Annotated in this window: 25 protein-coding genes; 16 read left to right on the top strand and 9 right to left on the bottom strand. The window is 42.8% G+C overall.

Going from position 1 to position 26,686, the window contains the following annotated elements; all coding sequences use genetic code 11:
- Window position 1: 1 nt before the first annotated feature.
- From QYB97_RS00905 to QYB97_RS00925, 5 genes are all read right to left on the bottom strand, one after another.
- Window positions 2-832: a carbohydrate ABC transporter permease gene (locus QYB97_RS00905; protein ID WP_301164076.1), complete on the bottom strand. Its 831-nt coding sequence runs from the start codon at window positions 830-832 to the stop codon at window positions 2-4.
- Window positions 832-1,764 (bottom strand): carbohydrate ABC transporter permease, encoded by a 933-nt coding sequence (locus tag QYB97_RS00910; protein WP_301164077.1) that lies wholly within the window; start codon window positions 1,762-1,764, stop codon window positions 832-834. The genes QYB97_RS00905 and QYB97_RS00910 overlap by 1 nt, the downstream gene beginning before the upstream one ends.
- A 42-nt stretch (window positions 1,765-1,806) precedes the next feature.
- Window positions 1,807-3,072, bottom strand: coding sequence for an ABC transporter substrate-binding protein (locus tag QYB97_RS00915; protein ID WP_301164078.1), 1,266 nt, complete (start codon window positions 3,070-3,072; stop codon window positions 1,807-1,809).
- A 215-nt stretch (window positions 3,073-3,287) separates the two neighbouring features.
- Entirely contained in the window at window positions 3,288-4,352 is a 1,065-nt protein-coding gene (locus QYB97_RS00920) for a LacI family DNA-binding transcriptional regulator (RefSeq protein ID WP_301164079.1), read from the bottom strand.
- Between the two features lie 234 nt (window positions 4,353-4,586).
- Window positions 4,587-5,567, bottom strand: coding sequence for a LacI family DNA-binding transcriptional regulator (locus QYB97_RS00925; RefSeq protein ID WP_301164080.1), 981 nt, complete (start codon window positions 5,565-5,567; stop codon window positions 4,587-4,589).
- A 242-nt stretch (window positions 5,568-5,809) separates the two neighbouring features.
- Here QYB97_RS00925 and QYB97_RS00930 point away from each other — a divergent pair, with 242 nt between their 5' ends.
- Genes QYB97_RS00930 through QYB97_RS00945 form a run of 4 tightly spaced genes read left to right on the top strand, consistent with a single transcriptional unit; the run spans window position 5,810 to window position 11,087 of the window.
- Window positions 5,810-6,817 (top strand): TRAP transporter substrate-binding protein, encoded by a 1,008-nt coding sequence (locus QYB97_RS00930; protein WP_301164081.1) that lies wholly within the window; start codon window positions 5,810-5,812, stop codon window positions 6,815-6,817.
- A 16-nt stretch (window positions 6,818-6,833) separates the two neighbouring features.
- Complete coding sequence (locus tag QYB97_RS00935) at window positions 6,834-7,358, top strand: TRAP transporter small permease (RefSeq protein WP_301164082.1); 525 nt, start codon at window positions 6,834-6,836, stop codon at window positions 7,356-7,358.
- A gap of 14 nt (window positions 7,359-7,372) precedes the next feature.
- Complete coding sequence (locus QYB97_RS00940) at window positions 7,373-8,668, top strand: TRAP transporter large permease (protein ID WP_301164083.1); 1,296 nt, start codon at window positions 7,373-7,375, stop codon at window positions 8,666-8,668.
- A 25-nt stretch (window positions 8,669-8,693) separates the two neighbouring features.
- The gene (locus tag QYB97_RS00945) at window positions 8,694-11,087 is read left to right on the top strand and encodes a glycoside hydrolase family 31 protein (protein WP_301164084.1); all 2,394 of its coding nucleotides are present in this window, start codon (window positions 8,694-8,696) and stop codon (window positions 11,085-11,087) included.
- A gap of 43 nt (window positions 11,088-11,130) precedes the next feature.
- Here QYB97_RS00945 and QYB97_RS00950 read toward each other — a convergent pair whose 3' ends face one another.
- Window positions 11,131-11,520 (bottom strand): tautomerase family protein, encoded by a 390-nt coding sequence (locus QYB97_RS00950; RefSeq protein WP_301164085.1) that lies wholly within the window; start codon window positions 11,518-11,520, stop codon window positions 11,131-11,133.
- Window positions 11,521-12,270: 750 nt separating this feature from the next.
- On the opposite strand from QYB97_RS00950, the gene QYB97_RS00955 reads away from it, so the two are divergent.
- The 3 genes from QYB97_RS00955 (at window position 12,271) to QYB97_RS00965 (ending at window position 15,288) form a co-directional block, all read left to right on the top strand.
- Window positions 12,271-13,947, top strand: coding sequence for a M4 family metallopeptidase (locus QYB97_RS00955; protein ID WP_301164086.1), 1,677 nt, complete (start codon window positions 12,271-12,273; stop codon window positions 13,945-13,947).
- A gap of 83 nt (window positions 13,948-14,030) precedes the next feature.
- Complete coding sequence (locus tag QYB97_RS00960) at window positions 14,031-14,414, top strand: hypothetical protein (RefSeq protein WP_301164087.1); 384 nt, start codon at window positions 14,031-14,033, stop codon at window positions 14,412-14,414.
- A 274-nt stretch (window positions 14,415-14,688) separates the two neighbouring features.
- Complete coding sequence (locus QYB97_RS00965) at window positions 14,689-15,288, top strand: CalY family protein (RefSeq protein WP_301164088.1); 600 nt, start codon at window positions 14,689-14,691, stop codon at window positions 15,286-15,288.
- A gap of 54 nt (window positions 15,289-15,342) precedes the next feature.
- On the opposite strand, the gene QYB97_RS00970 is transcribed toward QYB97_RS00965, so the two are convergent.
- Window positions 15,343-15,732 (bottom strand): DoxX family protein, encoded by a 390-nt coding sequence (locus QYB97_RS00970; protein WP_301164089.1) that lies wholly within the window; start codon window positions 15,730-15,732, stop codon window positions 15,343-15,345.
- Window positions 15,733-15,959: 227 nt separating this feature from the next.
- On the opposite strand from QYB97_RS00970, the gene QYB97_RS00975 reads away from it, so the two are divergent.
- The 6 genes from QYB97_RS00975 (at window position 15,960) to QYB97_RS01000 (ending at window position 22,975) form a co-directional block, all read left to right on the top strand.
- On the top strand, window positions 15,960-16,868 hold the full coding sequence (locus QYB97_RS00975) for an ArsR/SmtB family transcription factor (RefSeq protein ID WP_301164090.1): 909 nt from the start codon (window positions 15,960-15,962) through the stop codon (window positions 16,866-16,868).
- 124 nt (window positions 16,869-16,992) lie between these two features.
- Window positions 16,993-18,240, top strand: coding sequence for an ABC transporter substrate-binding protein (locus QYB97_RS00980; protein WP_301164091.1), 1,248 nt, complete (start codon window positions 16,993-16,995; stop codon window positions 18,238-18,240).
- 7 nt (window positions 18,241-18,247) lie between these two features.
- Window positions 18,248-19,156, top strand: a complete 909-nt coding sequence (locus tag QYB97_RS00985) for a carbohydrate ABC transporter permease (protein WP_301164092.1) — start codon at window positions 18,248-18,250, stop codon at window positions 19,154-19,156.
- A complete protein-coding gene (locus QYB97_RS00990) occupies window positions 19,156-19,980 on the top strand; it encodes a carbohydrate ABC transporter permease (RefSeq protein ID WP_301164093.1) in 825 nt (274 codons plus the stop codon). The genes QYB97_RS00985 and QYB97_RS00990 overlap by 1 nt, the downstream gene beginning before the upstream one ends.
- A gap of 13 nt (window positions 19,981-19,993) precedes the next feature.
- A complete protein-coding gene (locus QYB97_RS00995) occupies window positions 19,994-21,754 on the top strand; it encodes a glycoside hydrolase family 2 protein (protein ID WP_301164094.1) in 1,761 nt (586 codons plus the stop codon).
- A gap of 6 nt (window positions 21,755-21,760) precedes the next feature.
- Window positions 21,761-22,975: a family 1 glycosylhydrolase gene (locus tag QYB97_RS01000; protein WP_301164095.1), complete on the top strand. Its 1,215-nt coding sequence runs from the start codon at window positions 21,761-21,763 to the stop codon at window positions 22,973-22,975.
- Between the two features lie 48 nt (window positions 22,976-23,023).
- On the opposite strand, the gene QYB97_RS01005 is transcribed toward QYB97_RS01000, so the two are convergent.
- A complete protein-coding gene (locus QYB97_RS01005) occupies window positions 23,024-23,242 on the bottom strand; it encodes a hypothetical protein (RefSeq protein WP_301164096.1) in 219 nt (72 codons plus the stop codon).
- A complete protein-coding gene (locus tag QYB97_RS01010) occupies window positions 23,242-23,499 on the bottom strand; it encodes a DUF2642 domain-containing protein (RefSeq protein WP_301164097.1) in 258 nt (85 codons plus the stop codon). The genes QYB97_RS01005 and QYB97_RS01010 overlap by 1 nt, the downstream gene beginning before the upstream one ends.
- Window positions 23,500-23,683: 184 nt before the next feature.
- Between QYB97_RS01010 and QYB97_RS01015 the strand changes: the two genes are divergently transcribed.
- From QYB97_RS01015 to QYB97_RS01025, 3 genes are read left to right on the top strand one after another with little or no spacing between them, the layout of a single operon-like run.
- Window positions 23,684-24,382, top strand: coding sequence for a glycosyltransferase family 2 protein (locus tag QYB97_RS01015; protein WP_301164098.1), 699 nt, complete (start codon window positions 23,684-23,686; stop codon window positions 24,380-24,382).
- Complete coding sequence (locus tag QYB97_RS01020; protein WP_301164099.1) at window positions 24,382-25,521, top strand: glycosyltransferase; 1,140 nt, start codon at window positions 24,382-24,384, stop codon at window positions 25,519-25,521. The genes QYB97_RS01015 and QYB97_RS01020 overlap by 1 nt, the downstream gene beginning before the upstream one ends.
- Window positions 25,518-26,570, top strand: coding sequence for a polysaccharide pyruvyl transferase family protein (locus QYB97_RS01025; protein ID WP_301164100.1), 1,053 nt, complete (start codon window positions 25,518-25,520; stop codon window positions 26,568-26,570). Before QYB97_RS01020 ends, QYB97_RS01025 begins: the two co-directional genes overlap by 4 nt.
- Window positions 26,571-26,686 lie beyond the last annotated feature (116 nt).

A 26,686-nucleotide genomic window follows, 5' to 3' on the forward strand; every position in this document is an offset into this window, starting at 1 on the left:
GTTATCCTTTTACTGAACCGGATGCCAAACCATGGATAAAGTGTTTCTGCAGCAGGAGGAAGAGGATAACCATGGGAGCGACGGCCATGATGGCCGCTGCAGCCACGAGATTCAGGTTGTTGGTGTTTTGTCCAAAGAAACTGGATAGTGCGACTGTAATGGTTTTTACTTCTTCTGCCTGAAGGAAGAAAATTGCAAACTGATAATCGTTCCAAATGTATACACAAGAAATGATGAGAATGGAAGCAGTGACCGGTTTCAGCAGGGGAAACACGACTCTGAAAAAGATCGAAAGTGTACTCGCTCCGTCCATTTTCGCTGCTTCTTCCAATTCCCTCGGTATGGTGGACCGGATAAATCCCGCATATAAGAAGATAGACAATGGCAGATACGCGGCAACGTTATTCAGCACAGCAATTGTGCGTGTGTTCATCATACCTATGTCAACGACCAATTGGTAAAGCGGGACCAATGCAGTTAATGGAGGGATGACCATAACTGCGATAAAAAAGACATACACCAGTTTGTTTGCCTTTGTGGTCCGCCGTGCAAGCGGATAGGCTGCGAGCGAGCCGAAAATGATGAGAAGAACCGCCGAAAAGAACGTAATGATAACGGTGTTCCATAGTGACTGCCCCAAATTAGCAGTGACCCAGGCTTCACTGAAGTTTTCAAAAGAGAACTGTTTGGGGAATGCCCATTTCGAACTAAAATCACCTTTTGCCTTGAAGGCGGTGGTAAGCAGGATATAAAAAGGGACCAGGTGATAAAGGGTGATAATTAAGGCAACGGCTGTCAAAAACAGCTTAGTTTTCCGGTATGGCTTGGCCATCAGGCTTCAACCTCCTTGCGTTTAAAGAAGAGCAGTGCAGACAGGCTGATGATGAGGATGATAACGGCCATAAGCACACCTTCCGTCGCAGCATACCCGGCATCCTGCCGGTTAAAGTACAAATCATACATAAAGGTGGACATGGACTGAGAGGCATTTCCCGGACCTCCGCCTGTCAGCGAAACAATCACATCAAATAGCTTCAACCCGCCGATTACGTTAATAACAATGTTTATCGTAATGGAGGGCATTAACAACGGAAGTGTTATATTTTTAAACTGGTTAAAAGGAGAAGCGCCGTCAAGCTGTGCCGCTTCGTAATAATCCTTGGAAATGCTCTGCAGACCCGCGAGATAGATAATCATTGCTACACCGACAAATTGATAAGTGTTTACAAAAACGATCAGCCATGTGTTCACTTCAGGATTTGCCAATGCATTGATTTTTTCCATTCCCATTGCGGTAAGAATATCGTTTAACGCGCCTCCCTGATAGGCAAAGAAAAAGTACCAGATGTATCCCATAATCAAGGGACTGATAATAACCGGCAAATAAATGATGGTCCGTGTCAGACCCCGCAATTTAATGCTTTGATTAAGCAATAATGCATACAATAAGCCCATAATGTTTTGAAACAGGGTACTGCCCAAGCCGTATAGCAGCGTATTTTTAACTACAAGCCAGGTATCGGGATCCTTTAAAAGACGGCTGTACTGCTGAAAGCCAACATAATCATAGGCCTGTGAAAAGCCGTTCCAATTGGTTAACGAGATTTTCAGCCCGTTTAAAAAGGGATAAAGAATGAAAAAAACGACAAGAGCAAGGGCAGGAAGATACATCCACCAAAGAGAGGATTGTGAAGAACGCTTTGGCCGTTTGTTAACCTCTGCAAGTGACGCTTTCTCCTTTTTCATACCAACCACGGTATTCATGAAATTCAGCTCCTTTTGAATTCACGGATGAGGAAAGGGTACTTACTTTTTCGGTTTGTACAATCGTTTATACTCTTCACCGATTTTCTTCGATACTTGCTCGGGGGTCATTGATTTCGATAAGAGCTCTTGACCGGATGCTCCCAGCACATCCCACATGCCGCTCGGAAGGTAGACTCGGTCAAAATAAGGTTCAACTTTAACATCTTTATATTTTTCATAGTCCTTGGCAAAGTAGTTATCTGCTTTCGTATTCGTGAGTCCTGCAGGAAGGGAGGTTGCTTCAGCGATCTTTTTCACCATTTCGGGCTGAGAAAGGAAATCAATAAACTTTTTTGCTTCCTTTTTATGTTTGGAGTCCTTCCAAACGGCCAAGGTATGACGTTCTCCGCCAATCCAGCTCGGTTCATCTCCTTTGTAAATGACCGGCATCGGAATAACACCAAGCTGTACGTCAGGGTTCAGTTCCTTAACAGCTGGTCCAAGCAAGCCGCCGCCAATAATAAACCCGATTTTATTTTGTGCCATCAAATCGGTCATCTGCTGGTTTTGTGCGGTAAGGGCGTCTTTGTTTAACAAGCCTTTTTTCTGCATTTCTTGTAACTTTTCTGGCAGAAAATTAAATTTGGACCAGTCCTTGAAAGTGCCGTTCTGCAGTTCTTTTCGATAATCATGTTTGCTGTCGGTAACAAGAAGCGGGGTGGCAAACTGGTCAAAATACTGTCCAAATGAACTTTTATCGGACCCGGCAAACCAAAGCGGAGTGACTTCCCCTTTGCTCTTCTTCTTAATCGTTTCCATGGCGCTCATCCATTCATCAAACGTGGAAGGCGGAGCAATTCCATATTTCTTCAGAAGGGTCGCGTTGTATGTAATCCCGTCTTTCGCCTGATTCAATGGATAGGCATAGACCTTCCCCGATGTGTCCTTAAGAATGTTATCCATAGCAGGATCCAGGTCTTTGACCCAACTCATGTCCTGAAGATCTTCAACATATTCGCCATAGCGATCTTTTGACCAGCCGTGGGTATCAAATAAATCCGGCATATCATTAGCCGCCATTTTGACCCTCAACATTCCTTCGTATTTATCGGCCGGAAAGTTTTCTTTAATATCGATGCTCGGGTTTTTCTTTTCGAACTCCTTGATCGCATCAGAAAGCGCTGCTTTGTCGGATTCATTGGTAACCGTAGAGAAAAGTGTTAATTGGACGTTTCCACCCTCACCGGAACTCGACTGTTTATTACATGCACTTAAAGCGAACACAAGAGCAGAGGATAACAGCAATGTTTTACCTAACTTTTTCAATTGGATTTCCCCCTCAGAAAATTTGGTTAATCAACCAGACAAACAAAAGCTATGTTTGCACAAAATCAGGGGCTACTATATAATTTATAGTTGCTCCTTGGAAACGGGAGTGCGGGCGGTTCGCAAGAAATAGCGGGTGATGGCAGTCACTCCTTCCGATTTGCTAGATCGGTCATTTCTTTGCGGATTCGCCTTTTTTATTGCTTCATTTCGCCTTATCGAACCACCTCCTTAAAAGGATTCTTTGATAATGAAGAACCGCAGCTTTGGCGGATGACCAGCGAAGTAGGAAGCGTCACTTGTACTGGCAGTTTCCTTCCGCTCATCCGGTCCATAAGAAGCTTAACTCCGGTTTGCCCCATTTCCCTTGTATATACTCGAATGGTGGAAAGGGGAGGATTCGAAAACCGTGCGGCTTCTATGTCATCAAATGCGACAAGCGCTACGTCCGAAGGAACAGATAATCCCGCCTCCTGAAGAGCACGCAATGCCCCAATGGCCATTGGATCACTTGCGACAAAAAAAGCATTCGGATGTTTCTTTTTTTGAATCGCTTTTTTCATAAGCTCGTATCCTGATGACATGGTGTACTCCCCGATGTATATCGCATCATTACCTTCGAAATCGCCACGACTGATCATGCTTTCAAATGTGGTCAGCCGCTTGTCCTCCGAAATTACTTTCTTTTGCTGCAGGTGCTCCCGTTCAACTCCTCCGATATAACCAATTTTCCGATGACCCAGTTTCATAAGATGCTCAAGCGCTTTTTTGGTTGCCTTTTCAAAATCCACGGTTACCGAATCATAGAGTTCTTCATCAGGAACATAGTTTAAATAGACAATGTTATTAATCTTTTGAGACAGCCGTTTCAAAACGTCTTCTCCCAGGCGGCCGATTACCAGAAGGCCGTCCAGACTGGGAAACTCCAGAGGGACAGTCAGCATATCATTTAAGCGGTAGCTTCCAACCCTGCTGATTCCCTGCCGGTATAATTCTTCTTCTATGCCCTGGCGGATGGAAATAAAGTAGGGGTCGTTCAGTTCTTCTTCTACCGTTTGACATGCAATGATTCCAATACTGGGAGCTGATTTTTTGGCTTGTGTATGGGTCTGCTTTTTCCTCCGCTCATGAATGGTCTGGTATCCCAATTCTTTTGCCGTTTGCAGGATACGCTGCCGTGTTTCCTCTAAAACGGTGATTGAATCGTCATTATTCAGCACCCTGGAAACGGTAGCGGTGGATACTTTGGATTTTTGAGCAATTTCTTTTATAGTTGCCATAGAGTATCCTCTCAAAACGAAATGAAATTTTACTAAAAGTTTACTGGTGTTTGAATTCTATCATCTATTGAAAGTGCTTACAATAGTAAATTTAGATTATTCTGATACTTACAACGGAATTACTTATATAGTAAATTCGAATGATGTATAGGTTAAAAATTAACTGATAGTTAGAATAACGTAACCATGCATGGAAAAAGCAGCTTATGAAAAGCTGCTCCCCGGTAAAATAATTTATACAATTGATGTCGATTTTCTGATATGGATTTCAGGATCCAGTCGTTTTGTAGAATGTGCGGTGTCTTTCGTTTCTATCAGAGATAAAAGGGATTCGACCATCGTTTCAGCCAGCGAGTCTATCGGCACTCCTACACTCGTTAGTGCTGTTTCCAGGCTGGCCATTTGCGGGATATTATCATACGAAACAAGAGAAAGGTCTTCAGGTATGCGGAGATGCCGTTCTTTCACTGCACGCAGTATACCTATGCTGATGTCATAACTTCCGCTGATAAGGGCGGTGGGTAAGGATTCCTGCCCAAGCACTTTTTGTGCGGCGAGATATCCGTCATACCACCCTAATCCTTTCGTATCTGTCTGGTTAACAGGAAGATGGGCATTGTTCATTGCTTCCTGGAAACCGGTCCACTTTTGATACTGCCGTTTATCGGCATGCGAATCCTCTCCAATATAATGGATGTTCTTATGGCCTAACGAGACAAGGTGTTCAACCGCTTTAGATATAGCGGCTTTATGGTTCACATCAACGATTGGATAGGGATGGCCGTTCCGTGCCACTCCATAGGTTATGATCGGTACAGAAGAAGAGAAGAGAGGAGGAAGCTGATTTTCAATTCCACCTTCAAATAACAGAATGCCATCCACTTGAAAACTTTCAAACATTTTAACCGCATGGTCGGCAGCGTTTACCGAAAGAATCATGAAGTAATTTTTTTCGGTAACGATATTATTGATTTTGGCCACGAGTTCTGTAAGAGCGACACGATCAAGGGAAGGCCAGACAAGACCGATGGTTCGGCTCTTTTTTGATACCAGGTTTTTTGCTGAGAGGTTGGGTGTATACCCTAATGCTTTTGCGGTTTCTACTACTTTTCGTTTGGTTTCGGGTTTAACCAGAGAGCTGTCATTCAGTGCTTTTGAAACGGTCGAATAGCTTACTCCGGAAGCTCGTGCAATATCCTTTATGGTTACACTCATTACAGTCCTCCTTAAAATCCAATGTTGATAATTTTCAGAATACCGCTTATACTGGTCAATAACAACGTTGTTAATACGATTATACAGTTGTATGGGGAAAGAAGTAAATGCTTCTGTCTAAAAATAACAACGTTGTTATTTTGTTTTTGCAAACGCTGTCAGAATAAACTTCTGCAGCAAAGAAATCAGATTCATACGTAAAGGGGGATTTCAGTCAAATGAGGAACAAAGGAGGTTCACCGTTGAAAACCTGGCTTTCGATTACTTTTGTATGCGCTTTAATATTGACGTTGTTTTCCGGATGCAGCACGACAGCGAAAAGTGAAGACAAGACGATCACCATGCGGTTGGCACACAATCAAGCCGAAACACATCCAGTACATAAATCACTCGTCGAATTCGCTAGACTGGTAGAAAAGAAAACCAACGGATCGGTGAAAATCAAGCTTTATCCGAACGGCCAGCTCGGATCAGAAAGGGAAGTGATTGAATTAACACAGACCGGTGCTGTAGACTTTGCAAAGGTAAGCGCCAGTGCATTGGAAAGCTTCTCACCGGTGTATTCGCTTTTCAGTCTGCCGTATTTATTTGATAACAGAGATCACTTTTATAAGGTGATGAAAGGTCCTGTTGCACAGGATATTTATAAAACCACAACAAATGTGGGATTCAGAGGACTTACCTTTTATGATGCAGGTACTAGAAACTTCTATACCAAGAATAAGGCCATTATGAAGCCTGCGGATTTAAAAGGATTGAAAATCAGGGTACAGCCCAGTGCCACATCCATTAAGATGATTGAACTGATGGGCGGTTCGCCTACACCTATGTCCTTTGGTGAAGTGTATACCGCATTGCAGCAAGGGGTTATCGATGGTTCGGAAAATAATGAAACCGCTTTAACAGACAACAACCATGGCCAGGTCGCCAAGCAATACTCATACAGTGAGCATGCGATCGTGCCGGATATCCTGATCATGAATAATAAAAAGTGGAACGAACTGAGCCAAAAGCAAAAACAAGCCATTACCGAAGCGGCCAAAGAATCCACAGCCTTTCACAAAGTCGTATGGGAAAAGGCAATTGACAAAGCAACAAAGGAAGCCAAAACGAAGATGAATGTGACGTTTAATAAGGTGGACAAAGAACCATTCAAAAAAGCAGTGGAACCATTGCATAAAGAATTTGCGAAAAAGAAAGCAACAGCCCGCTATTACAAAGAAATCAGAACAGAAGGAACAGGGAACTAGAAGGGAGGAACGGAAGATGAGTATGGTAAAAAAGAAACTGGATCAAGTACTGGCGTTTATTACATGTTCCATTATGGGGTTCATGGTCATTGTAGCCATTTGGCAAGTATTTACAAGGTATGTCTTAAATTCACCAAGCACGGTATCAGAAGAACTGCTCCGGTATTCTCTGATATGGGTATCAATGCTTGGTGCTGCCTATGCATTCGGAAATAAGAAGCATATCGCCATTGAATTTATCGTAGAAAAGCTCTCTCCCAAAAAAGCACTGAGAATAAGTGTGCTTATTGAAAGCCTGGTCGTATTATTTGCGATTATCGTCATGGTTGTTGGCGGAATCATGACGGTAAACATTACGATGGCTCAAACCTCCGCTTCTCTTGGAATTCCAATGGGATTCATTTATTTGTCGCTTCCTGTAAGCGGTATCCTGGTGATCGGATATAGCGTGATCAATATCTATGAAGCTATCGTAAAACGAAAAGTAGAGTTGTATTCAGAAAAAATGGACGGGGAATCTGTAACCCAGCTGCACGGGTAGAAAGGAGTATCTCAATGACGTTAACAGCAGGAATTCTCTTATTAAGTATTTTCTTCATTTTATTGTTTATCGGGGTGCCGATTGCCATCAGCATTGCCGGTGCCTCCATAGCGACCATGCTGATCCTGTTTCCATTTGATGTGGCTGTGTTTACATCCGCTCAAAAAATGGTAACCGGTCTTGATAGTTTTGCGCTTCTGGCCATTCCGTTTTTCATCCTGTCCGGCATTATTATGAACAACGGCGGCATTGCCCTTCGATTGATTAATGTCGCCAAGTTGTTATCAGGACGGCTGCCTGGATCACTGGCTCACACCAATGTAATGGGTAATATGCTGTTTGGCTCTATTTCAGGATCTTCGGTTGCTGCAGCTGCAGCGATCGGCGGGGTAATGTCACCGATCCAGAAAAAGGAAGGCTATGATCAAAGTTTCTCTGCTGCTGTAAACATTGCATCGGCTCCCACGGGATTATTAATTCCCCCAAGCGGGCTTTTGATCATTTATTCGCTTGTCAGTGGAGGCACATCTGTCGCCGCCCTGTTTATGGCCGGATATATTCCAGGCATTCTTTGGGGCATTGCCACAATGTTTGTCGCGTATGTGATTGCCAAAAAGAAAAACTATTCGGTGTCACAGCGGATCACCGTAAAAGAAGGTCTTAAAGTTATATGGGAGGCCATTCCCAGTTTGATGCTGATTGTCGTTGTTCTCGGCGGAATTATCGCAGGAATTTTCACGGCAACAGAAGGAGCGGCGATTGCGGTTGCCTACTCACTGCTCCTGTCGATGGTATACCGGACGTTCAAGTGGAAGCAGCTTCCGAAAATGCTGCTGGAGACAGTGGAGATGACAGCGGTCATTATGCTTCTCATAGGCACATCCACGATATTATCACTGGTCATGTCGTTTACAGGCATTCCGGAAGCGATCAGCCAGGGATTGTTAGGTTTAACAGATAATCCAATTATCATTTTGCTCATTATGAACGTTATTTTATTGATTATCGGAACCTTTATGGATATTACACCAGCTGTTCTTATTTTCACACCGATCTTTTTGCCGATCGTATCCTCATTTGGAATGGACCCGGTTCATTTCGGAATCATGATGGCATTTAACCTTTGCATCGGAAACATTACACCACCGGTAGGGAGCGCTTTATTTGTCGGTGCCAGTGTGGCCAAGGTCAAAATTGAACAGGTGGTCAAACCCTTGCTTCCTTTTTATGCCGTTATCATTCTCGTATTAATGATCGTTACCTTTATTCCACAAGTCAGCTTGGCATTGCCAAAATTATTCGGATTGTAAGCATCAAAGAAAGCGGGTTGAAATCATGAGTATTCTAACAAAACAAGCCTTTACATTTATAAAAGAAGAAAGCAATATTCTACATTTCCGATCGGAACAGGAAAATATAGAAGTGAAAATCATGGTACTGGAAGAAGACATCATCCGGGTGTTGTTTGTAACCGGTGATCAGTTGAAAGTAAAAAATACATGGAGCGTGGCACCCGGGATGGAGGATGTGCCATTTGACGGCATTGACCGGTTGAACCTTAGCGGGTTTTCAAAGCCGGCGTTTTCCATCAAACCTTCTGAAGATCAATACACAGTAGAAACGAAAGCATTAAAAGTAGTGATTGGACTGGAACCATTCAAGCTGTCATGGTTTTACAGAGACGCTGAAGAATGGATTCCTCTGGCCAATGACCGGAAGACGCAAGCCTATCATTTCGAACTGGGATTACAGGGACCGGCCCACTATTTAAACCGTGAGCACGAGGAACAATATTTTGGATTAGGTGAAAAAAGCGGCCATGTGGACAAGCATGGTAAACGCTACCGCATGCAGACCATCGATGCGATGGGTTATGATGCTGAATTTACAGACCCGCTGTACAAACATGTTCCATTTTATATTACCCGGAATCAGAAAACCGGATTATCTTTCGGGATTTTCTACGATAATCTGGCCAATTCGATTTTTGAAATGGGTTCTGAGCTGGATAATTATCATGGATATTACCGGTATTATGAAGCAGAAAAGGGAGATCTGGATTACTACATCATCGCCGGGCCGCAAGTAAAAGATGTGACTCGAAAATTTGCATGGATGACAGGAAAAACGATTCTTCCTCCTAAATGGAGTTTAGGCTATTCCGGTTCAACGATGAGTTACACGGATGCTCCCGATGCCCAGGAGCAGCTCAACCGGTTTTTGCAGCTTTGCAGAGAGCATGACATCTTATGCGATTCGTTTCAGCTGTCTTCCGGCTATACCTCCATAGAGGATAAACGCTATGTTTTTCACTGGAACGACTCTAAATTTCCGGATCCTCAAAAAATGGCACAGGATTTTCACGAACAGGGTGTCAGGCTATGCGCCAACATTAAGCCTTGTTTACTGAACGATCACCCGATGTTTGATGAATTAGAGAAAAAAGAGATGTTCATTAAAGATAAAACAACGGGGAAACCCGAAATTGCGCAATTTTGGGACGAAACTGGCGCTTACCTGGATTTTACGAAGCAGGAAACCTATGAGTGGTGGAAACAGCAAGTCAAAGAGAAACTGATGAAATACGGAATTGATTCAACATGGAATGACAACAATGAATTTGAAATTTGGAGTCAGTCAGCAAGCTGCGATGGTTTTGGTGAATCCCTTGATTTTGATGTCATTCGCGCACTTCAGCCGCTTCTTATGATGAAAGCTTCCTATGAAGCGCAGAAGGAATTTAATCCTGACACGCGTCCATACCTGATTTCAAGATCCGGCTGTGTCGGCATGCACCGCTATGTTCAAACATGGACGGGGGATAACCGCACCAGCTGGAAAACGATCAAGTTTAACAACAAAATGGGGATTGGATTAAGCTTATCCGGCATATATAATTTCGGCCATGACGTGGGCGGCTTTTCAGGGCCGGCACCGGAACCTGAACTTTTTGTCCGGTGGGTTCAAAATGGGATCATGCATCCCCGGTTTACGATTCATTCCTGGAATGATGATGAAACGGTAAACGAACCGTGGATGTATCCGGAAGTCCTTCCTGAAATCCGTAAGCTTATTAAATTCAGAACCAAAATCATTCCTTATTTGTACACAGCGCTTTACCATGCCCACGCTTCTCAAGTGCCAATGATCACCCCGACATTCTGGGATTTTGAGCATGACGAAAAGACGTTTGATGACAACGATGATTTTATGCTTGGAGAGAGCCTTCTTGTTGCCTCCGTGGTTGAAAAGGAGCAGCGTGAACGCCCGGTTTACCTGCCAAAGCATCAAGAAGGATGGTATGACCTTCATACGGGAGAATGGTACGAGGGAGGTCAGTGTGTTACTATTCCTGCGCCTCTCAGCTACGTACCGCTGCTCGCAAAAGGAGGTAGCATTATTCCGATCAATCAAGCCAATGTAACCTTTGAAACAAAAGAAAAGGATGAAAGAGCCTTTTTGCTTTTCCCTCAAAAAGGGAGTGGATTCAGCTCGTATCGATGCTATGAGGATGATGGCATCAGTAATCAATATAAAGATGTTTATGCGTTTTTAACGGTAGAAACAAAGGTGACGGAAGAGCAAATCTCTGTCACTGTTGATAAGGAAGGAACCTATGAATTGCCTTATAATGAAGTTTCATTTATTCTTCCAGATCAAGAGCACCGCAAGCTTACAGTAAATGGTGTCCCTTATGAAAACGGTGAAGTATTCAAACTGAAAAACTAAAAAAACAGAAGGCTGTGTTGTTTCATCAGCCTTCTGTTTTTCTTTATAATTTACCTGTAAGAAATTGGGCCTCACCAAGACCGAAGCTCCAGTCAGCGTCTCTGTTTTCGGTTATAGAAACCATAAGATCCTGAGGTGAGATTCCGCATTCCTTTTGCAGCCTCTCTGCCAGCAAGGAATATAATTTTTCCTTTTGTTCTTTCGTCCTTGCTTTACTGACCATACTGATCACCACAAGATTTTCTGTTCTATTGAAACCCAGCCCTGTATCTTCTATGACCATTTCATGAGGAGCGTGCTGATGGACAATTTGATACCGGTCCTTCTCCGGAACACCAAATGCTTCCACCATCGCAAAGTGGGCAGCATCAAGCAGCTTCTTTAATTCTTTTTTATCACGGCCTTCGATTACATCAAAACGAAGTAATGGCATGTAGGTAAGCCTCCCTCTGTCATTTGGTTTTATCCTTGTCATTGATCTCACATAATGAGTGTTTTGCCGTTTTCAGCAATAGCTTTAGTTTTCTCTATTAGCAGAAGGATAAAACATGAAGTACAAAGAGTTTTTTCTAAAATAAAATGAAGGGTTGATAGAAATGAATATTGATATACGTGCTCAAATCTTGATCATCATTTGAAGATTTGGTTAAGGAGGTATAAAACAAGGGATTCACATCCGTCCAACTGGCTTTGGGCAAATCTTTTATTAAACTATGAGGCTCCTTTTCACTGGATAAGGGATCAGAAACCAACCTGAAATAAATGTTCTGCTGGAAGGTGCAAGAGAGCCTTCTATCACAGAAAGTATGGATTATTTAAAAGGTAAATATGACTATGTATCGGTAAGATCCTGACAGGTAATACGATAAGATGTAAGTCGTTTTTACCATCTTTTGTTTTAGTGCATAAAAGCGTTGACTTATTAATGTGTTATGGTAAGATTAATCTATAATCGTTGGGAACAAGATTTTGACACACCCCCTAATGAAATACCCTCATTGAGCAGCCAGGTCCCTATGGGATTTGGCTCTTTTTTTGTTTAGATATAAAACTTAATCTATGAAAATTTTAAAAAGAAAACCAATTGGCATAAATATACAAAATAGGAATATTAGTCTATTTTTTCTTCTCTTTTACTCTACTATACTAAAATGGCACCACTAATTTTACAGGAGGGATTTTATTGAAGAAAAAAGTCGTAATTCCTATGATTTTATCTGCTACACTCCTTACCGCACCATTTGTTACTTCTCCATCAGCAGCCGCCCAGACCAAAACCAAGGATACGTTGTCGACTCAAGTACAGGCAGGCAAAGCGGAATCCATTTTCTCCACAGGGCTTAAGTCACAAAAATTCAAAGCAAAGAACAAAACGAATGCGATTTCTTATCTGCAAAGCAATAAAAAGAAGCTCGGCATAACAAATGCCCAAGGTTCATTTAAACAAAAGAAAGTCGAAACCGATAAGCTGGGAATGACACATGTACGCCTTCAGCAAACAAAGAACGGGGTACCTGTTGAGGGAGCCGAAGTTACCGTTCACTATTCAAAAGCGGGCGAAGTTCAAGGCGTAACCGGCTACTATAATGACCAATTGGAATCCGCCCCGCTTGATACCGCACCTTCCATTTCCAAAGAAGCGGCCTTAAAAACTGCAAAAAGCGCAGTAAAGGCACCGGATGTCCTTGAGTATGATCCTACTGGCGAGCTGGTTGTTTACCCTCATAACGGAAAACATTACACAGCTTATAAAGTGAATGTAAACTTCCTCGGAAAGCAGCCGGGCAACTGGTTTGTATTTGTGGATGCCAACACTGGAAAAGTAATTGACCAGTATAACAGTATTATGGACGCGGGTGAACTCACTCCAAGCACAGGCAATGGGATTGGAGTAAAGGGTATTTTGCGCAAACAATTACATATCTCTCATACAAGCGGAGAGAATGGACAGCAATTTTTCCTGAAAGACATCTCACACCCTGGCCTAAAAGCCATTACAACCTATGATTTTAAAAATCAGTGGGATTCAAGAACTGTTCCGCTGCCGGGTACGCTGTATTCCGGTAATGATGCCTCATTCAGGGATAAGTATGACGCCGCCGCAGTGGATGCGCATTATAACTCTGAACAGGTTTATCATTTCTACAAGGATGAACTTGGCCGCAATTCCATTGACGGAAAAGGCGGAGAGATTATTTCTACTGTCCATTACGGCCAAAACTACAACAACGCGTTTTGGAACGGCAGACAGATGACGTATGGTGACGGGGACAACATTTTCTTCATTCCATTATCTGCGGCACTGGACGTTGCTGCCCATGAAATGACACATGGTGTAACAACGAATACAGCGGGTCTGATTTACCGCAATCAATCCGGAGCATTGAACGAAGCGTTCTCTGATATTTTCGGAACATTAATTGACAAGGATGATTGGGAAGTGGGCGAAGATGCCATGGCTCCAGCCGCTTATTTTGACGGCCGTCCTTCGCTTCGAAGCTTGAGCAAGCCGGACAAGTATCCGGTTAATGCTGCCTATGTGCCATACGGAAACGGGAAAGGCATGTATCCAAAGCACATGGATGAATACTACAACTTGCCGCTTAACCTGGATAATGGCGGAGTGCACATCAATTCCTCCATTATCAACCATGCCGCCTATCTAACCGGTATTGAAATTGGCAAACCAAAGCTTGCGCAAATTTATTACCGAGCGTTGACTACTTATTTGACACCGAACTCCACATTTATTGATTCACGTCATGCTCTAATCCAGTCTGCAGTGGATCTTTATGGAGAAGGAAGTGCCGAAGAAGCAGCTGTTATTTCAGCTCATGACCGGGTAGGTATTACAGAGTAATGAATGAATAGCCGTCTTTTTCATCAAGAATGACGGCTATTTCTCATAAACTATCTTCATTAACTGATATGGAGGTATGAACAATGAAAAAGTGGAGTGTCATCAGTTTGGCCGGACTTGTTGCCTTGGGGGGTGCACTTGGAGCATCTCATGTATGGGCAGGTGAAAAAACGAAGGTTCAAAAACCAAATGTGCAGGAAGAGACAAAAACGGTTCCTAAGACGACGAAAGCAGCCCAGGATGAATCGGCACAGCTTCGCAACCACTTGGAATCGTTGAATGCCCAGATGAAACAATTGAACGCTGAAAAGGAAAACGAGAACACTTCAGCGAAAAGGGCAAAACTCAACAAGGAATATGTAAAAGTGTTTGAGAAACAAAAAGCATTAAGTAAAAAGATGAATGTTGATTCCAAAGCACTTGATCATGTGATATCTGCATTAAAAGAGAAAGAAAACCGAGAGTAAACTTGCTCTCTTTTTCTTTCATCTATATGTTCTTTATATAGAACTTTAAAAATGTATGAAATAAGGTAATAAAGTAAGAATATGGAATTATTACAGCGGTATTATTCTTAATTCAGACAAATTTCGGAGTTTTTTTATCAGAACTTACAAATTATGATAGAGTTATATCGTTCTTAAAAAAGAACTTTATGGGAAATGGTTGTTCTTTGTGTCAGGAAATGACCTGTGCAAGTTCAATATAAAATGGTTAACGATGAAAAGGAGATGAAAGTGCATGAGTTTAAAAAAGAAATTGGGGTTAGGGGTCGCTTCAGCAGCTCTTGGGTTATCATTGATTGGTGGAGGTACATACGCCTACTTTAGTGATTCAGCAGAGGCGAGCAGCACGTTTGCGGCAGGAACGCTTGATTTATCCGTTGATCCTACAACAGTAGTTGATATTAGTAATCTTAAGCCAGGCGACACGATGTTCCGTTACTTTGAGCTGAAGAATGATGGCACCCTTCCAATTAAACGTGTTTTCCTGGGCACTGACTATACAGTAACTGACGCTAAAGGCGATAACGGAAACGATGATTTTGGTAAGCATATCCGTGTGAACTTCTTATATAATGTTGATAAAAGTGACGAAGTATTCTTGTCAACAACGTTGAGTGAGCTTAAAACCATGGACCCGAAGGTTATAAAAAACAAGTTTGAAGCCTACGTGAGTGATGCTTGGGGCACAAAAGGACTTGTTCCTGGCACGAAGGACGTGCTGGGTGTTGAATTTGAGTTTGTGGATAACGGAAAGGACCAAAATGTTTTCCAAGGAGATTCTCTCAACCTGAAATGGACCTTTAACGCTGAGCAGACCAGAGGAGAACAAAAGTAATTCGGAAATAGGAAAGGCAGGCTCACTTCATAGTGAGCCTGCCTTTTTTCAGCTTCAAGTACTTGCAGTTCCCGCGGTTTTTGATTGAAGTCTTTTATGATGGTACACATAGGATCCTGCTGCGAGAATCAGCCCCACAACCGTGATCCACCAGGAGCTGAAAGGATCACCTACTGCGATGGTGGAGTAGGTAGCCCCTGCCAAATCAAATACAAACCCCGCGTACACCCACTCCTTCAAACGTGTAAAGCCAGGCAATAGAAGAACGATGACTCCGAGTATTTTGGCCACACCAAGAAAAGGAAGCAAGTATTCCGGATATCCGAGATGGTTGAACAAATCAACTGCTGCATCAGCTTTGGCGATATCCGGAACGGAGCCGACAAGCATAAGCACCGCCAATAAACCTGTAAAAATCCAATAGATGCTTTGAACCTTTTTCATTTCTTCATCCCCCTATGCATTATTCATGTTGCGGATGGTTATCCACATTGAAATATACTCGGGTGAAGAGAAAAATATCATTATTTTATGATACTTTAATGCAGGTTTGTTTCAGCTTGGGTTCATTTTTCCATGTAAGTCGTTATACGAAGGGCGCCTTGACAAGAGAGCTCGTATGCTTTATATCTTTTTATAACACTATTTTTTGTAATAAAACGGAGGTTCTTGTGAGAGTATTGCATTTAACATTAGAAGAAGCATTAGTAATAAGCAAAGCGCTGGGTAATCAGCAAAGGATGGAAATGCTGAGTGTACTGACGGAAGGTCCCAAAAATGTGAACGACCTGGCAGAACGGCTGGAAATACCTTTTTCTACAGCTGCCGTTAACATTAAAAAGCTGGAGGAAGCGGGTTTGATTGCAACCGAGATCGTTCCCGGACGGGGGAGCCAGAAGGTGAGCTCCAAACGATTTGATCGCATCGTCATTGATCTGGCCAGTAAAAAGGAAGCACCTGAGAAGTTTATTACACTTGAAATGCCAATTGGAAATTATGTTCAATGCGAAGTCGAACCGACCTGCGGACTGGCGAGCGAAAGCGGCATCATCAGTATTATCGATGACCAGCGCTCCTTCTTTGAACCTGAACGGAAAGATGCACAAATCATTTGGTTCAGGGTAGGATATTTGGAATATCACTTTCCAAACCGCGTGCCATACGGTTCTAAAGTGGAAGAAATCAGCCTGAGTGTCGAAATGTGTTCGGAAGCTCCTTATCACAAGCTGGACTGGCCTTCTGATATTACCTGCTGGATCAATGGGACGGAGATCGGTACTTGGACGAGTCCTTCTGATTTTGGCGGGGAGCGCGGATTTCTGACACCGTCCTGGTGGGAGAACCACAATACACAGTATGGAATGCTGAAACAATGGAAGGTTAATGAGAGCGGCAGTTTTGTGGACAGCTTAAAGATCTCGGATCATACAGTCAAGTCGCTTCAATTAGAAGAAAGACCTTATGTTTCTGTAACCTTCGGAGTAAAAAGGGATGCGGAGAAAGTAGGCGGTCTTAATATTTTTGGATCTAAATTTGGCAATTATGAACAGGATTTGCTTATGAAAATTAAATACACTTAAAAAAGAACCGGATTCTGCTCAGCAGGAACCGGCTTTTTTATTGATAAAAAAGTTGAAATAAAATAGGTTTATATGTAATAATGTACGCATGCATGAAAGCGCTTTTAATAAAGGAGGGGAACGAATGAAAAAGTTATCGGTTGCAGGGCTGGTTTTAATGCTCATCTGCGGCATGCTTGCCGGGTGTTCATGGCAGCAGACAAGCGCCACAGGCGAAGATAAAAATAATGTAAAGCTTTGGGTTCCATTTTCGGGTCCGGACGGTCCGAAATTTGAAGAGATTGTCAGGTCATATAACAAATCGCAAAAGAAATACAATGTGGATTTGCAGATTATTCCTTCATCAGAGTATTACAAAATGGTGAATTTGACACTGAGCTCTAAAAATAATTTACCAGATTTAATGATCATGCACGCGGACCGCATTGTGGATTATGCGACAAAGGACCAGCTTTTAAAGACAAGCATTCTGACCAAGAGCAAAAAAATCAGCGCAAAAGATTACCATCCAAAAGCACTTCAGGCATCCAAGGTGAACGGCAGCACGTATGGCATACCCCTGGATATTCACCCATTGATGTTCTATTGGAACAAAGACCTATTTAAAAAGGCGGGGTTAGATCCTAATAAACCGCCTAAAAATGCACAGGAATTTCGGGAGTATGCAAAAAAACTAACAGTTCCTGAAAAAAGTCAATATGGCTTTGCTGTTCCTACAGTGGGAACACAGCCGTTCCTGTTTCAAACCATACTTGCTCAAAAGGGCGGAAAGCTTTATAGTGACGGCCATTTCAACTATACGTCCAAAGAAGCTTTAAACACACTGAATTTCGAGCGCGATTTAATCTATAAAGATAAAGTATCGCCAAGTGGATTGGCTATTGACGGTGACTTGAAACTCTTCCTTCAAGGAAAGAACGCCATGCATTTCAATGGGCCATGGATGCTCGCCCAATTTGAAGATTCCGGTATGAACTACGGGGTGGCGCCAGTTCCACAGATCGGCGAAAAGCAGCAAAAGGTATGGGCAAATTCCCATAACTTTGTTATTCCTAAGAAAAAGGAAGGCGAAAAGCTGGGAGCCATAACCGACTTTCTGAATTATGTAGGAAACCACGGGATGGCATGGGCCGAATCCGGACAGGCACCCGCTTCCAAAGCGGTGTATACGAGCAAAGCATTCCAGAAATTAAATCAGCAGCCAAAAGTGGCTGAATCCTTTGATTTTGCGGAATATCCGCCTCAGGTGGAAAACTGGGGACAAGTTTCTGAATTTTTAAACCAGGAAATCAATCTGGTGCTTCTCGGTAAAAAAGATTCTAAAAAAGCGCTGAAAGATGCGCAGCGGAAAGCCGAGCAATATTTGGAGTAGGAAAGGGGTGTGTGTTTTGCAGGAGACCAAATTTTCCAAGTTTACCTCATTTTTATTTGTTCTGCCCTATTTAGTCGTGTTTGTGGCGTTTCTGTTGATCCCGCTGATTTTTGGCGCCTATATCAGTTTTCATGATTGGGATTTGCTCAGCAGTACTCATAAGTTTGTCGGGTTTGGCAATTACGCCAAGCTGTTTGACCCATCGACTTACTTTCATTCTGTTTTTATGAATGGATTATGGAATACGATCAAGTTTGTCATTTTCTCCGTTCCTATTCTTATTGTGGGCGGATTGCTTCTCGCGTTATTGGTGCAGCATTTACCCGATAAGTTAAAAGGAATTTTTAGATCCATCTTTTTTATTTCCTATGCCATTTCTGTATCTGTAATCGCTGTTTTATGGCTTTGGCTGCTGGATACCAACTCAGGCCTTTTCAATCATCTGCTGGCAAAGCTTGGCGCTGCGCCCGTTCAATGGCTTACTTCCATGCCATACGCCTGGATCTCGATCGTGGCCGCTACGGTCTGGTGGACTGTCGGCTTTAATATGATCATTTATATTAATGCCCTGAACGAGGTGCCGGATGAGCTGTATGAAGCGGGTTCGGTTGATGGGGCAACCCCATGGCAGAAGTTTTGGAGCATTACACTGCCGTCCATACGTCCGGTTATGGTCTTTACCATTGTCACATCAACCATTGCTTCCTTCAATATCTACGGGCAACCGTATCTGATGACAAGAGGCGGTCCCGGAACGTCTACCAAGGTGTTGTTGATGGAAATTGTAGACCAGGCCTTTGTTCAGCGGCAATTGGGGATCGCTTCCGCCATGGCCATTGTTATGGCAATAATCATGATTGTGATTTCAATCATTCAATTCCGGTTGACCCGAAACAACGAAGGGAATGAAGCCTGATGCGAAAACCAAAAAAGTCGCTCATCTTAATTGCGGTACTATTAGGTATTTTGTTTCTGATTCCGATGGTCTGGATGGTAGCCACATCATTTAAGACTGATACGGAAGCTTTGTCCAGTATGAGCTTGTTTCCGAAACATTTTACCTTTGATAACTATGTATATACACTTTTTGGACAGGGACTCGATGTACCGATTCTGAGATGGCTGTTTAATTCATTGTTTGTAGGAATTGGCGGATCGCTTCTGGTGGTCATGATTGATGCAATGGCCGCCTACGGACTTGCCAGGCTCAATGTGCCATTTAAGAAATTTTTGTTGCCGATGTTCATCAATACGTTGATGATTCCTTGGGTCATTACCTTTATCCCTTTATATCTGCAATTCGGTAATATGGGGTGGCTCAATACGTATGCTGCTTTGATCTTCCCGTACACTGCAAATGCTTTTGGTGTCTTTCTTTTGTACCAGTTTTTCAGAGGATTTCCCAAGGCACTGGAAGAAGCTGCAGTCATTGACGGGGCTAACAAATGGCAGGTCTTTATACGGATTGTGCTGCCTTCAGCCAAACCGATGCTTTGGACGCTCGGAATCTTTACGTTTATGACCATTTACAATGACTTTTTATGGCCGCTCGTTTCCACGAATTCCATCGAACTGCGGACCATCACCACGGGGATTGCGATCATGCAGCAGGGCAGCTTTGTTTCCTCTTACGGAAAGCTGATGGCATTGACAACGTTGGCTACTCTTCCAATGCTGGCGATCTTCCTGGTCGGACAGCGACAATTTATAAAAGGAATTACACAAACAGGAATCAAATAGAGGAGGCAAATTGATGACACAAAAACGCAGCGAGTACCCACGTCCCCAATTTCAGCGGGAAAATTGGTTGAATTTGAACGGGGAATGGAACTTTATTTTTGACGATGAAAACGAAGGAATGAAAAAAGGATGGTACAGGCAGGGATTACCTGAAGATGCTTTAAAAATCCAGGTTCCGTTTGCCTATCAATGCGAAGAGAGCGGGATTCACCAAACAGCTTTTCACGATGTGGTCTGGTACGAACGTGAGCTTCTGATTCCTGATGATTGGAAAGGAAAAGAACTGTACCTTCATTTTGGTGCGGTGGATTACCGGTCATGGGTTTATGTGAACGGTTCTCTCGTCGGTTTTCATGAAGGCGGCCATACCTCATTTTCGCATAACATCACACCGTACCTGAATGAAAGCAATAAAAATGAGCTTGTTGTTCGGGTGGAAGATCCCTCAGAGGATGAAACCATTCCGCGGGGCAAGCAATATTGGAAAGAACAATCAGAATCCATCTTTTATACAAGAACCACAGGGATATGGCAGACGGTATGGCTTGAACCGGTAGATCCTGTCCATTTCGCTTCCATACGGTGGACACCGGATATTGATATCGGATCCATCGGGATGGAGCTCGAGGTAAGCCGCCTCATTGAAAATTTGAAGGCAGAGGTGCGTATCTCCTTTGGAGGAAAAGTGATCATTCATGATTTACTATCATTGCAGGACACCTATACCAAACGAAGCATTGACCTCCGAAGCCGTTTTACAGAGAGAAGCAATATCCATGGAGCGGGATGGTATTGGTCGCCAGAGAGCCCCAACCTGTTTGATGTGGAACTCGTGTTGCGTGATGAAGCATCCACGCTTGATGTGATTACCAGCTATTTTGGAATGAGAAAAATCTCGATCGAAAACGGAAAAATTCTATTAAACAACAAACCTTATTACCAAAAGCTCGTCCTGGATCAGGGATACTTTCCAACCGGCCTGCTGACGGCTCCCAGTGACGAAGATTTAAAAAACGATATTCTGCTGGCCAAAGAGATGGGATTTAACGGAGCCAGAAAACATCAAAAGATAGAGGACCCACGGTATTTTTATCACGCGGATAAATTAGGGTTTCTTGTTTGGGGTGAAATGGCCAATGCCGCCGAATACAGTGAACAGGCTGCCGCCCGACTTACACTTGAGTGGATTGAAGCGGTTAAACGGGATTACAGCCATCCTTCCCTGGTTGTCTGGGTTCCACTCAACGAAAGCTGGGGAATCTCGAGGGTCGGACGTGATGCTCAGCAGCAGGCCCATTCACTTGCCATGTATCATTTGACGAAGTCTCTTGATGCGACCCGTCCGGTTCTGTCAAATGAGGGGTGGGAACATACCCAATCCGATATTTGCGGCATTCATAATTATCAGTCACCAGCGGAGATGGAAAAAGCCTATGCAACCACAGAAAGTGCCATTACAACCGAGCCTGCCAACCGTACCATCTACGCGCAGGGCTTCAGCTATCAAAATGAGCCGATTATGATAACCGAATACGGAGGCATTGCATATAAAGTGTCAGCAGAGGGATGGGGCTATTCTTCTGTTGAAAGTGGAGAAGAGCTGGTTGAGGAGTACAGGAAAGTAACCGAAGCCTTAATGACGTCTTCTGTTGTGCAGGGCTTTTGTTACACGCAGCTGACCGATGTTGAACAAGAAATCAACGGGCTCCTCACCTATGACCGCAAACCAAAATGTGAGCTTTCTAAAATCAAATCTGTGAATGATCAAGGGTGATAACGTATGAAGGACTTTGCTTTTGCGGTTGGAATTGAAGATACCTTTGTAACCCAGACCGAGCGGGGCGAACGCCCCTTGGATGAATATGCCTTGACCCAGCATTATGAAAAATGGAAAGGCGACCTGGATTTGGCAAGAAATTCGGGAGCAGCCATGATTCGTTACGGAATACCCTGGCATGCGGTAGAAGAAACAAAGGGTCAGTATACCTGGTCATGGGTAGACCAGGTGATGGATTACTTCCGGGAGCACCGTGATCTCGTCCCAATTATTGATTTGATGCATTACGGCACGCCACTCTGGCTGAAACAAGAGTTCCTAAATCCAGAGTTTCCGGAAGCTGTGGCCCGCTTTGCCCGTGCCTTTTTTCAGCGCTATAAAGACGTAACTCTTTATTTCACACCACTGAACGAGCCGTATGTGAACGCGGAATATTGCGGGCTGCTTGGAAAATGGCCGCCCTACCAGACAGGACTGAAAGGTTTCAATCAGCTGATGATTCAGCTTGGAAAAGGGATCATTCATACGGTGGAAGAAGTTAAATCCATCCATCCTGAAAGCATTGCTGTTCATGTTGATGCTACCAAAAAGTATTATCCTGCGTATGACCGTGACGATTCTCTGGAGCTTGAACGAAAAAAATGGAGCGAGCTTTCCATGTTTTCATGGGAGATGATTCAGGGGAAATTGAGCGAAAACAGAATCCTGCTGCCATGGATTCAGGAACACGGTGTTACGGATGAGCAGGTTTACTGGTTTTTAGAAAATAAGATTGACCTGGATGTTGCCGGCATTAACTTTTATCCGCAATTTAGTGTTCATCAGACTGAAATCGCCTCTTCAGGTGCTTATTTTCCTCATGTAATGGGAACAGCGGAGGATTTAATGGACATCATTGACCGGTTTATTAAACGGTATGATAAACCAGTGTTTATTACTGAGACCAGTTATCGGGGAACGGAACAGGAAAGAATAAGTTGGCTTAACGAAAGCCTGGATGTGTTAAAGAAGGGAAGAGAACACGGAAAGAACATTGTCGGTTATACGTGGTTTCCGTTTTATGACCTGGTGGACTGGGAATACAGGACTTCAGGAAAAACGGTTGAAGAAGAAATTCTGCCCTTTGGGTTATACACCCTTCGTTCTATAGGAGGGGACCTCAAACGGATCAAGAATTCTGTTGGTACAGCCTTTGAGCAGAATATCAAATCCTTTTAAATAATTAAAATCCCCTGGAAGACGTGAGGTCTTTACCAGGGGATTTTTTTATGGCGTTAAGGTGGTTACTCTTACATAGTTGATAGAATCGATAGGGATAATGGAAACCTGAGATATACTTTCGTATGCTGAAGCATCTTGCGCGATCTCGACAGCGTCCGTACGAATACGCTGTAAAACACCGTCTACAACCGTCGTGCTTGTTGCGACCATTATTGGTTTTCCAAGGTATAATGCAAGCTGTTCATTTAAAAATTCAGCAGCCATTATTGAGCACCCCCTGATTGACTGGTAACAAGGTCAATGTTACTGAATGAAATTAATAGGAAGCTGCCGTCTACTTCTTGAAGAATAATGTAATCTGCTTTCACATCGGTTAACAGACCGGAAACGGCACTGAAATTGGTGGTAACAATAACATTGGAATTGAGAAGAGAAAGAAGTAAATCTCTTAATCCAGTATTATCGTCATTTTGATTTACAGTATTCTTTAACATTTTTTTTATAAATAAATTTTGTGGCAATCTGATCATCCTTTCACATGAATTGTACAATTTCGTACTCTTCAAGGTATGTTAAGACTACTAAATGGTACTAGTTTCCTTCACTAGTTTTATAAAATATGCTTTTTCATCATTTTTAATAATTTACTAGATTTGCCACACCATTCCTAGTCTTCGTACATATAGTATGTCCGAGGTGATTAATATGCTTTTTCAAAGAAAACCAGGGTTAGTAAGTATTATCGTAACCTGCTATAATATTGAACCTTATATTGAAGACTGCCTTACCAGTCTATTGAATCAAACCTATAAAAATATCGAAGTGATTATTGTTAATGACGCATCTTTAGACCGCTCGGCGGATAAGGTCCGGGGTTGGATTAAAAAAAACAAACCTGCCTTTCCAGTGGAATTAATCAATCTTCCAAGGAATACCGGGTTTTCCGGTGCATTAACCACAGGCTACTTTTTATCTTCAGGAGAATACATTGCTGTACAGGATGGCGATGATCTCTCTCATCCGCAACGTATTGAGAAACAAGTGGAATTCTTGCAAGAAAATCAAGATACTGTACTGGTTGGTACCAATTACAAGACGTTTTTGGATGGGAACTTTGATCAGCAAAAAAGTGTATTTTGGCTGAAATATGGTGAAGACATTCCCAAGGTGTATTGGAATGGGGGCCATTGTGTATGCCACGGAACAATCATGTTCCGTGGGGAGACGTTTGACCAACTTGGAGGTCCAACCAGAAGAATTAAAGGGGCAGAGGACTATGAATTTATTGCCAAATGCCTGAACGCCAAACTTAAAATCAACAATATTCGAGATGTTCTCTATTATTATCGTGAGCATTCCAAACAGCGGTCACGCAAGTTTTTTGGCAAAGGAAGTAAGGAGTAATGATAAATGTACCTTTGCGAGTGCTTATGGTCCTGGACGGACTGGATGTGGGAGGGACAGAAACGCATGTGGCAAGCCTTGCAGAAGAAATGATAAGGCGGGGTAATTACGTCGTCATTCTAAGCAGGGGAGGTTCTTTGCTTAACCAGGTTAAGCAGCTAGGCTGTCCTGTTTATCACATTGATTTTCCATATAATTTGAATATTGAAGATGAACTTCAATATGAACATGTAGAAAAAATAAAAAAAATTATGCAGCTTGAAAACATTAACCTCGTTCATGGACATCAAACACCCTCTGCTTTTCTATCCTTTCTTGCAGCCAAAGAGCAAAACATACCTACGGTTTTTACCGTGCATGGCACCTATTATTCACGTCCTGAACTGTTAAAGGTTCTGCCCTTATCCTCACGCATTGTCTGTGTCAGTCTTCCCATTCAGCAATTCATCGCCAGGTTAACCGGTCAAAACGGAACAGTGATTGCCAATGGCATTGACTTAAACGAGTATTCATCCATAGATTCATCAAAATTAAAAAAAGAACTTGGGATCCCTGATCATGCCCAGGTACTTGTCTATAGCAGCCGGTTGGCGTGGGGAAAAGCTACGGTCTGTATGACTTTTCTCAGGGCCTGCAAGGATTTGAAATTAACGACTCAACCGGAATTGCAGGTAGTAGTAGTTGGAGGGGGGCCGCGCATTGGTGAAATTAAGGAAATAGCTTCTAGTATTCATCAAACAACGAAGGAGCCTTTCATTCACATTTTGGGTGAGAAATATGACATGCAGCGGTATTATTCACTGGCAGACTGTGTTGTGGGAACAGGGAGGATCGCGCTTGAATCCATGGCATGCGGAAAACCGGTGATTGCTGCAGGGAGTCACGGCTATTTCGGGATCGTTGATGCAGAAAACTTTGAGGAAGCCTGGCATTGTTATTTTGGTGATCATGGTTCAAGACAGCCATGCAGCAGATACATTTTTGCTCAGGATATTCGAGTACTTTTTTCATCGGAGGACAAGCTCAAAAAAGCGGGGGAAGAATCCAGGGAATGGATGCAGCGCGATTTTAATATCCAATTCCGTGCAGACAATCTGCTGGATCTTTATCAGTCAGTATTAAAGGGGGATTCTTTGTGAAAAAAGTATTATATATCGGCTGGATTGGCTTTGGCAATCTGGGTGATGAATTATTGTATCACTTGTTTCAGGATTTAAGTAAGAAGTATTTAAATGAAAAACAATTTAAAATCATCCCGTCTTTGCCAGGCGTTGATATCAAAAAGGTTGAGGACTATGATATTGTCGTGTTGGGGGGAGGATCGTTGCTGCTTCCAGGCTATATTGCTGTATTGAAGAGCGCCTTGGACCTGGAGAAAGATGTATTTATTTGGGGAAGCGGGCTGGATTGGATTGGGGAAGATCAATTAAAATTGATGCTGGAAGGAAAAACTCCGTCCTTTCAGCAAAATTTTAAAGACAGTGATGTTGAGTTAATGGTAAAAACAATGTCCCGAATCCCAATGGTAGGCATAAGGGGGCCACTTACCCAAAAAGTAATGGAAATGATTGGAGCCGATCCCTCTAATATTGAAATCATTGGAGATCCTGGCCTATTGCTGAAACCGCCATCTGTTACATTGAAAAAAGAAAGGATCGTAGCAATCAACTGGGGAACCACATATAATAGATTATATGGCCAGAATGAACAAGCGGTTGAAGATGCACTTGTTCAAATTGCAAGGAAACTCATTCAATCTGGATACAAAATTTGGTTGTATGTGGTATGGGGAAGTGACAGGGGAGCTTCCAAGCGTTTATTTGAAAGAATTAATGACCCGGATCATGTAACTTACGATCCAACCGTATATACCGAGGACCAATTAATGACAAAATTATCGAGATGCACATTTTCCATTAACTTCAAGCTGCATGCCAATATGATGTCACTAACTGCGAAAGTACCTTGTATTGCATTGGGATACCGATTTAAAGTATTTGACCTTTTTCAATCACTGGGACTTGAGGAATATGTAGTTTCCACCGGTTCAGAACTTCTTTTGCTTGATCTATACGAAAGAGTTCACCTTATTGAAAAAAATTCAATTAAAATAGTTCAGCAATACCAAAAATGCAGGCAATTATACAGCCAACCGTTAATAAAACCCTTTAAAACTCATTTTAAATAAATGTGATAGACAAAAAATGATCATTGCGAAGCAGCGGTCATTTTTTGTTTGTTTGCAAGTTATGTAATCGGCTACGGAAAAAAATGATGATTGATAAGAACAGACAAAGATTATTG

The organism is Fictibacillus fluitans (genome assembly GCF_030418125.1).
In the GTDB taxonomy this organism is placed as follows: domain Bacteria; phylum Bacillota; class Bacilli; order Bacillales; family Fictibacillaceae; genus Fictibacillus_C; species Fictibacillus_C fluitans.

What these genes read in the sequence shown, in the direction of transcription:
- QYB97_RS00905 (WP_301164076.1), bottom strand. Translation starts at nt 832, where the DNA reads ATGGCCAAGCCATACCGGAAAACTAAGCTGTTTTTGACAGCCGTTGCC.
- QYB97_RS00910 (WP_301164077.1), bottom strand. Translation starts at nt 1,764, where the DNA reads ATGAATACCGTGGTTGGTATGAAAAAGGAGAAAGCGTCACTTGCAGAG.
- QYB97_RS00920 (WP_301164079.1), bottom strand. Translation starts at nt 4,352, where the DNA reads ATGGCAACTATAAAAGAAATTGCTCAAAAATCCAAAGTATCCACCGCT.
- QYB97_RS00925 (WP_301164080.1), bottom strand. Translation starts at nt 5,567, where the DNA reads ATGAGTGTAACCATAAAGGATATTGCACGAGCTTCCGGAGTAAGCTAT.
- QYB97_RS00935 (WP_301164082.1), top strand. Translation starts at nt 6,834, where the DNA reads ATGAGTATGGTAAAAAAGAAACTGGATCAAGTACTGGCGTTTATTACA.
- QYB97_RS00940 (WP_301164083.1), top strand. Translation starts at nt 7,373, where the DNA reads ATGACGTTAACAGCAGGAATTCTCTTATTAAGTATTTTCTTCATTTTA.
- QYB97_RS00945 (WP_301164084.1), top strand. Translation starts at nt 8,694, where the DNA reads ATGAGTATTCTAACAAAACAAGCCTTTACATTTATAAAAGAAGAAAGC.
- QYB97_RS00950 (WP_301164085.1), bottom strand. Translation starts at nt 11,520, where the DNA reads ATGCCATTACTTCGTTTTGATGTAATCGAAGGCCGTGATAAAAAAGAA.
- QYB97_RS00960 (WP_301164087.1), top strand. Translation starts at nt 14,031, where the DNA reads ATGAAAAAGTGGAGTGTCATCAGTTTGGCCGGACTTGTTGCCTTGGGG.
- QYB97_RS00965 (WP_301164088.1), top strand. Translation starts at nt 14,689, where the DNA reads ATGAGTTTAAAAAAGAAATTGGGGTTAGGGGTCGCTTCAGCAGCTCTT.
- QYB97_RS00970 (WP_301164089.1), bottom strand. Translation starts at nt 15,732, where the DNA reads ATGAAAAAGGTTCAAAGCATCTATTGGATTTTTACAGGTTTATTGGCG.
- QYB97_RS00980 (WP_301164091.1), top strand. Translation starts at nt 16,993, where the DNA reads ATGAAAAAGTTATCGGTTGCAGGGCTGGTTTTAATGCTCATCTGCGGC.
- QYB97_RS00990 (WP_301164093.1), top strand. Translation starts at nt 19,156, where the DNA reads ATGCGAAAACCAAAAAAGTCGCTCATCTTAATTGCGGTACTATTAGGT.
- QYB97_RS00995 (WP_301164094.1), top strand. Translation starts at nt 19,994, where the DNA reads ATGACACAAAAACGCAGCGAGTACCCACGTCCCCAATTTCAGCGGGAA.
- QYB97_RS01000 (WP_301164095.1), top strand. Translation starts at nt 21,761, where the DNA reads ATGAAGGACTTTGCTTTTGCGGTTGGAATTGAAGATACCTTTGTAACC.
- QYB97_RS01005 (WP_301164096.1), bottom strand. Translation starts at nt 23,242, where the DNA reads ATGGCTGCTGAATTTTTAAATGAACAGCTTGCATTATACCTTGGAAAA.
- QYB97_RS01015 (WP_301164098.1), top strand. Translation starts at nt 23,684, where the DNA reads ATGCTTTTTCAAAGAAAACCAGGGTTAGTAAGTATTATCGTAACCTGC.
- QYB97_RS01020 (WP_301164099.1), top strand. Translation starts at nt 24,382, where the DNA reads ATGATAAATGTACCTTTGCGAGTGCTTATGGTCCTGGACGGACTGGAT.